Raw genomic sequence first — 6,772 nt, 5'->3', positions numbered from 1 at the left:
GAAAACTTTTCCGAATCCCCGCGGCGAAAACTTTTCCGAATCCCCGCGGCGAAAACTTTTCCGAATCCCCGCGGCGAAGACCGCGGGGTCCATCGATAATGAGTTTACAGTATCGCTGTTTTTCAATAGAGTAAACCCTTGTAATGGAATAGAGGCAAGTTCAAATGAAGGAGAGTTATGTGTATATTCTCGCGAGCAAGTACAATGGTACATTGTATATTGGATTAACCTCTGATTTGATCAGACGTGTCTGGGAGCACAAAAATAAGTTTGTCCCAGGTTTTACTCAAAAATACAACGTTACCAACCTTGTGTATTACGAAATGTTTAATGATATCTCGTTGTCTGCTGCTCGAGAAAAGAGATTAAAGGAATGGAAACGACAATGGAAAATCGATCTTATTCAAAAAAATAATCCAGAATGGAAAGATTTATACCACGAAATAGTTCAGTGAATGGACCCCGCGGTCTTCGCCGCGGGGATTCGATAGTATTTTTCCATAAAGTCTAGTACAGTCTTATACTACATTCTCTCTTGTACTGCTGCATTCCTTTTTAGAAATGAGATCGTAGAGTCAATTATTCAAGAAGTTAAGAAACAGATTACTAACCTCGACTTTATAAAAAAAAGACCTTTCCCGAATCCCCGCGGCGAAGACCGCGGGGCCCATTTCAGTCTAAATTAACAACTAAGTTTGCTTAAAACCTCTGATTTGATTAAACGTCTGGTAGCACAAAATAAGTTTGTCCCAGGTTCTTACTCGAAAATACAACCTTACCAACCTTATGTATTGGAAAATTTTGAGGTAATGCGATAGAGGACATGTGGTGATAAAGGATGCTTCAACGGAAGATTTGGATGGCAAAAATTATCTTTTCCGTCACAAGTCATCCCTATTTTTTGCATTACCCGCTGAGAGCGCACATTCGTGATAGTCGTAAAGGAAACGATTTCTTTTAATCCTAATTGTTTAAAACCATAAGCGAGTACAGCCTTTGCGCCCTCAATGGCCAAACCTTTTCCCCAAAAACGAGGAGACAAACGCCAACCAATTTCAACACAAGGAGAAAAATGAGCAGAAAAAGAAGGTATATTCAGACCTATAAACCCTATAAATTCAGCGGTTTCTTTCAATTCTGCAGCCCACAGCCCAAATCCATGCTGCTGGATATGAGCATGAATGCGGGCAAGCATGGCCATTGTTTCTTTTTCACTTAGAATAGCAGGAAAATACTGCATAACCTGAGCATCAGCGTTCATCTCAATAAACAATGGATAATCAGTCTCGAGCCACTCACGAATGATTAGACGTTTGCTCTCTATTATCTTCATCTTTATCCTGGAAACAAATTTTTCAATGGTTAAAATGCTAGTTTTAATGCCAGAAATAGCAGTAAAATCACTGTATAAAACACGTAATAATTTGAGTAATTTGAGAATTTTTAATGATTACTACTTTCTCTCAAAAATAAATCTTGCGTTCTTATCTTTTTTCTTATAAAAATCTCACTTTGTTTCAATTTCATATAGAAATTAATAGACAAAATACAAAAATATTATACAATTTTTCACCCATTAATGCTTTATTTTTTGAGAGATCAAACAGTCAGTGACTAAGCACAAAAAAGATGATGCCGTTCCAATCAGTGATGGCGGCTACCGACGCGGACTTAAAGACCGTCACGTTCAATTAATTGCTCTGGGCGGAATCATAGGTTCCGGTTACTTTCTTGGAACTGGTGAAGTGGTCAATCAAGTAGGTCCGTCTGTCTTTATTGCCTATATTTTAGGGGGGTTAATTATTTATCTCACCATGCTTTGCATGGGTGAATTAGCCGTTGCCATCCCCATCTCAGGTTCTTTTATAACCTACACTGCTGATTTTATTTCACCCACCATCGCATGCGGTGTTGGCTGGTCCTATTGGATTAGTTGGGTTGCCTATATACCTGCGGAATGTATTGCTGGTGGGATAATCATGCAACATTTTACAGGCATTAATGGTTATATATGGGCCGTAGGTTTTGGCTTAATCATTACCTACATTAATATTGCTAAGGTAGGGACCTTTGGTGAAATTGAGTTTTGGTTAGCCATTATCAAGATTATGGCACTCATGGGGTTTGTGGCTCTCTCTATTTTGATCTTCTTCGGGATCATTCATGGCCCCCAACCAGGTGGTATTATTGGCGGAAAGTACATTTTTGACCAGGGAGGCCTCTTCCCCAACGGTCCTACAGTGTTACTCACTGCCATGGTGTTATTACTCGTGAATTATCAAGGTTCGGAGATTATTGGCCTTGCAGCCGGAGAGTCCATTAATCCTGCACGGATGATACCACGAGCCATTCGCACAGTAACATTTCGAATTCTATTCATTTATATTATTCCTGTTTTTTGTCTTGTTCTTATTTTTCCTTGGCAAAAAGCAGGCCTTGCCAATTCCGTTTTTGCGGATGCACTGAATTATTATGGCTTGAAATGGGCAGGGGCTGCGACCAGTTTTGTCACTTTAACAGCCACACTTTCATGTTCAAACTCCGGGGTCTATGGGATTGTGCGTTCGTTGAATGCCTTGGCACGCAATGGCATGGCGCCACATAAACTTAGTAAACTCAATCGCAATGCTGTTCCACAAAATGCCGGCATTGTAACATTACTTGCCATCTGGGTATTATTGGCAGCAGGCTATTTCTTTGGCCAATCGATGCTCTACATCGCCTTATTACTTGTTTCAGGATTTACTGGTGCTACCGCATGGATATCCCTCTGTTGGGCACAAATAAACTTCCGAAAACGTTTGTATAAAGCAGGTTATACTGTTGATGACTTAAGTTATAAAACGCCAGGCTCTCCTTATACAGGAATTGTTGCCATCACTTTGATGTTAATCTGTTTAATTTTTCTGGTTTTAAATAATGACCCGACCTATAAAATTGCATTTGCTATGGGCCTTATTAGCTTTGTAGGACCAATTTTAATTTATAAACTTGGAGGATTTGCAAAACGACGAAATATAGCCTTGGAGGCGAGTCAACATTTGCAATTTAAGGATATTTTCCCTGAGCGTAAAAAAGCAAATCTAACTTAACTTGATAGGTATTGTTGTAAATCAACTTATTCCACTTCTCTCCTGTGGGAAGTGGCTGAGTATCTCATTTTTCAAGCCATCTTTACCCTATTCGATTTTCCACCCCTTCTTGACTATTAAGTAATACGCTAGCTAATTTTGTCATTTTCCTTCTGGTCTATAGAATTAATTTCTCTGTTTAAGGCGTAACTCAATATAATTCGAATGACCACAATGATAGCAACGATGCCTACTGTATAGTAATCGGGTGCAGTGGTGGTACCTATTAAATCAGCTGCAACAATAAACTCCAATCCAAGAATTAATACACGGCCTAAACTTAACCTGATGGTATTGATACTAAGAGGGGAGCCAATACTGGATAGTGATGAGATTGTATAATGGATGTAACGTCCTAGAGCGATTAATACACCGGTTAAAATGACTAAGACTCCGCATAAAGATACACTTTTTTGTATAATAGTTAAAATAAAATGTAAATTGTTTATATCCATCTAATCCCTTAATTTTAACTTATCCTTATGCTTTAACTTCTAATTCTAAAACAACTATTCATTATTATGAATACTGTTTAGTTATAGGCATACTTTTTTATATATTACATATAGGGATAAATCGACTCTAAACAGGTAAAAAGGCCATTACTATTTAATTCTCAATTGGTTTGTGCTAAAATTGCGCAATATATTTTATGCAACAGAATACAATGTTCAAATCTAAAAACCCTAATTCTAGCGCGAGACCACTCTGCAAAATCGATGAAGCAGGAAATTTTGGATATTTTCCGGGGATAACTGTAGTGTCATCCCTTTACCCTACCCATAGGGAGCTTTGTTCTGCCATTCATGCTGCTTTAGAAGGCAGCTCTTTAATTAAAGAATATTTTTCTCTTCTTCCGGCTGAAAGTTATCACATGACTATGATGGATTTGCAGACTAAAGAAGGAATTGGCGATTCATGGAATGAATTTATTTCACAAAATTTATCCGAAAATAGAAAAATAATACAAGAACTGCAAACAAATCGAATATGCCCATCAATAGAAAAAATGAAAATAAATATAGCCTGGAGTTTATCTATTCATTTTGTATTGCCAGAGGAACAAGAAAAGCAAATTAGGGACGTAGCAAAAACACTCAACCTTGAAAAAAAAGTACCCTATGTCTTTCATATGACATTAGCTTACTTACGGCCCAATAAAGAAATATCCGAGGCCGTAGCGGATCAACTTGAAAACGAAATTAAACAAAACATTAGCTCAGTAATTAATTCAATTACTATGCCCATGAAGTTAGCCGAACCTCAACTGTGTTACTTCAATGACATGACTTGTTTTTATCCTTGGGATGCAACTTACAACCCATTTAGTAAATTATCGTCATTCCAAAATAGTTGGTTCGGATTCTTATCAAAGAAAAAAAATTCTTCTGATAAACTGGTAAATAATTCGAAAGAAAATACCAATTGTTCTCACTAAAAAAAATCAGTTATTGCTACGCTTAGACCGATGATATTCATATTCGCTTAACTAGCAGAAAATAACTTTCTAGTACACCGGCTAAAGCCTTGCACCTTGAAATTTTTCTTTTATTTCAGAAAATTGTTTTTCTTCATCAGTTTTAATGATGCTTTTGAATTTGAGAAATAATAGATCGATGGATTTACCAGAATGCTTGGCTAACATAGCTTCGCTTCTGGTAAATTCTGCTTTAGCATCAGCCAATCGGATTGCTGGATTACTTTCGTGTGGATTGCTTAATAAAGCCTTTATTTCTTTTATTTTTTCCTGTTTTTGCATAATTTCTTTTAGTTTACTTGTACCCATAGATCTTACCCTAGAATTCAAAAAACTAGGATTCCTATTAATGTGTGCTTCTAATTTCTCCAGTTCTTTGTGGATACTTTCAATTTCACAAGAGATATACACTGTTTTATTGATACATTCCTCCACTTGAGGATGAAATTTATCCTCATCTATAAGTGGGGTGCCATTAAGCATCTTATCTCTTTGTCTTTGTAAATCAGATTTAATTCGATCAATAGTTGTTTCAGATATTTCTGGACGAAGCTCAGCTAATTTTTCACTTGCAATAACATCAAACTCATTTATTCTTTTATCCGTAATGATTTTAATAATATTTTTTTCTGCTGCAGAAATTACCACATCGATTGATGCCATAATAAGTGGACGTAGATTATTATAATCTTCGAGCTGAATAGAACGAAGTATATCGGCTTTTTTCTCTTTCAAATCATTTTCAATGCCCTCAAAAAAACTCATTGCAACTTGTTGCTTACTTAATGCAAAGAAGAGTTTTTTTACTCGACTCTCCATACATTCATGAAAAAGTTTCTCTTTATCTCTTTCAAGTTTGTGTCCATCAATATTCCTATCAATCTCTTGTAGCATTTCTCTTCGTTTTAAAATTTCTTTGTTATAGTGGATTGTCTCATTTAAGGCTGCATTAAAAGCATTTTGGTTTTCAGTATAAAACATTGATTCTAAAGTAATTGGTTTATCACTTATTAATAAGGCTGGAAATTCATCTTTTACTTCCTGTACATCAAGTGGGGCAATAAATTCAAGCAAACTGTGGCCACCACTTCCATATAGCATCACGACAGTGAATAAGCGACTAAATTGATTAAATTCTTCACGTGAGGATGTGAATATCCCCCAGCCTTTGTTTCTCAAATCAACTAAGTTTCTCAATTGGCATAACATAGTACCCGATATGGCATTAGAGAAGGGATGAACCAGCAACTCATAATTACTTTGTACCCACTGTGCCTCTTCATCAAATGCAGCCTGATCAGAGGGTTTTAAATAGGAAGGGGCATCTCCCGTCATTGCAAAGGCTATGTCATCCCTAGGAATAGGATTCTCTCCCCGTAATAACCCCAATGCTGAATTTCTGGTGGAGCTTTGCTTATTATCTTTTCTTCTCTCAGGGTCTACCTTAGGAACTTTACCTCTATTTTCATTGGCAAATATGCCATGGTGATAAATATTAAGTGGCAGGTCCTGTCTATTCCAAGCACTGATGACGCCAAGAAAAGCGATTTGCACTATGAGTTTTATCTTATCTCTTTGCTGCGGCGTAAAAGTCCTATCTTTGTTTTCATCATCGAAGAAATGCTGAAGTTTCTGCAGTGTCGGATCGGAAAAATATTCTTTTCTCAATGTATCCGTCTGAGTATCAATATTGAAAAGCTCCCCATTATTTATTCTCTTAATATAGGTAGCATATTCTTTGACTGTATCGTCTTCAAAATCAGGAATTTCTCCTTCTAATGCAATCAATGAAGCTATTAATTTTTTGTTATCTGGGTGCTCCTCCACTTTTGGTAAACTTTCTTTTAAATTTTTAAAGTGTTTTTGCAAGCTTTTAATTGAGATTTTATCTATTTGATCTTTAATTGTTCGATAAGCTAAGTGAGTTTCAAAGTATCGTCGCGTAGTATCATCATTTATCACTCGAGAATCCATTGAAACCTGATATTTGCTAAACAGTGGATCTTTAAGATAATCGGCAAATTGAGAGTGATCTGCAGGTTTGATACCTCCAATATACCATTTTTTTAATTGTTCTAAGATTAAAGGGCTATTCGAATATTTATCAATCAATAATAGCAATGCCTGGGAAGGACTAATTACTGTAGGCATATCGCTCTCTTTG

At 36.5% G+C, this 6,772-nt stretch carries 6 protein-coding genes; 3 read left to right on the top strand and 3 right to left on the bottom strand.

The annotated features are described in order from the left end of the window. Window positions 1-164 precede the first annotated feature (164 nt). Window positions 165-455, top strand: a complete 291-nt coding sequence (locus tag Ljam_RS02140) for a GIY-YIG nuclease family protein (protein ID WP_058448494.1) — start codon at window positions 165-167, stop codon at window positions 453-455. 329 nt (window positions 456-784) lie between these two features. Here the strand turns inward: Ljam_RS02140 and Ljam_RS02135 are convergent, their stop codons facing one another. Further along, window positions 785-1,333 (bottom strand): GNAT family N-acetyltransferase, encoded by a 549-nt coding sequence (locus Ljam_RS02135; RefSeq protein WP_058448493.1) that lies wholly within the window; start codon window positions 1,331-1,333, stop codon window positions 785-787. A 277-nt stretch (window positions 1,334-1,610) separates the two neighbouring features. Here Ljam_RS02135 and Ljam_RS02130 point away from each other — a divergent pair, with 277 nt between their 5' ends. Then, window positions 1,611-3,092 carry an amino acid permease gene (locus Ljam_RS02130; RefSeq protein WP_058448492.1) on the top strand — a complete coding sequence of 494 codons (1,482 nt, stop codon included), beginning with the start codon at window positions 1,611-1,613 and terminating at the stop codon, window positions 3,090-3,092. Between the two features lie 128 nt (window positions 3,093-3,220). Here Ljam_RS02130 and Ljam_RS02125 read toward each other — a convergent pair whose 3' ends face one another. Then, window positions 3,221-3,586, bottom strand: coding sequence for a DUF1622 domain-containing protein (locus tag Ljam_RS02125; RefSeq protein WP_058448491.1), 366 nt, complete (start codon window positions 3,584-3,586; stop codon window positions 3,221-3,223). A 197-nt stretch (window positions 3,587-3,783) separates the two neighbouring features. Here Ljam_RS02125 and Ljam_RS02120 point away from each other — a divergent pair, with 197 nt between their 5' ends. Further along, complete coding sequence (locus Ljam_RS02120; protein ID WP_082651555.1) at window positions 3,784-4,569, top strand: DUF1868 domain-containing protein; 786 nt, start codon at window positions 3,784-3,786, stop codon at window positions 4,567-4,569. 81 nt (window positions 4,570-4,650) lie between these two features. Here the strand turns inward: Ljam_RS02120 and Ljam_RS02115 are convergent, their stop codons facing one another. Next, window positions 4,651-6,759: a hypothetical protein gene (locus Ljam_RS02115; RefSeq protein ID WP_058448489.1), complete on the bottom strand. Its 2,109-nt coding sequence runs from the start codon at window positions 6,757-6,759 to the stop codon at window positions 4,651-4,653. Window positions 6,760-6,772 lie beyond the last annotated feature (13 nt).

The organism is Legionella jamestowniensis (assembly GCF_001467745.1).
In the GTDB taxonomy this organism is placed as follows: Bacteria; Pseudomonadota; Gammaproteobacteria; order Legionellales; family Legionellaceae; genus Tatlockia; species Tatlockia jamestowniensis.
This window is presented reverse-complemented; position numbering and strand designations above follow the sequence as displayed.

Coding starts and splice junctions, on each gene's coding strand:
- Ljam_RS02120 (WP_082651555.1), top strand. CDS start 3,784: ATGCAACAGAATACAATGTTCAAATCTAAAAACCCTAATTCTAGCGCG.
- Ljam_RS02125 (WP_058448491.1), bottom strand. CDS start 3,586: ATGGATATAAACAATTTACATTTTATTTTAACTATTATACAAAAAAGT.
- Ljam_RS02140 (WP_058448494.1), top strand. CDS start 165: ATGAAGGAGAGTTATGTGTATATTCTCGCGAGCAAGTACAATGGTACA.
- Ljam_RS02135 (WP_058448493.1), bottom strand. CDS start 1,333: ATGAAGATAATAGAGAGCAAACGTCTAATCATTCGTGAGTGGCTCGAG.
- Ljam_RS02115 (WP_058448489.1), bottom strand. CDS start 6,759: ATGCCTACAGTAATTAGTCCTTCCCAGGCATTGCTATTATTGATTGAT.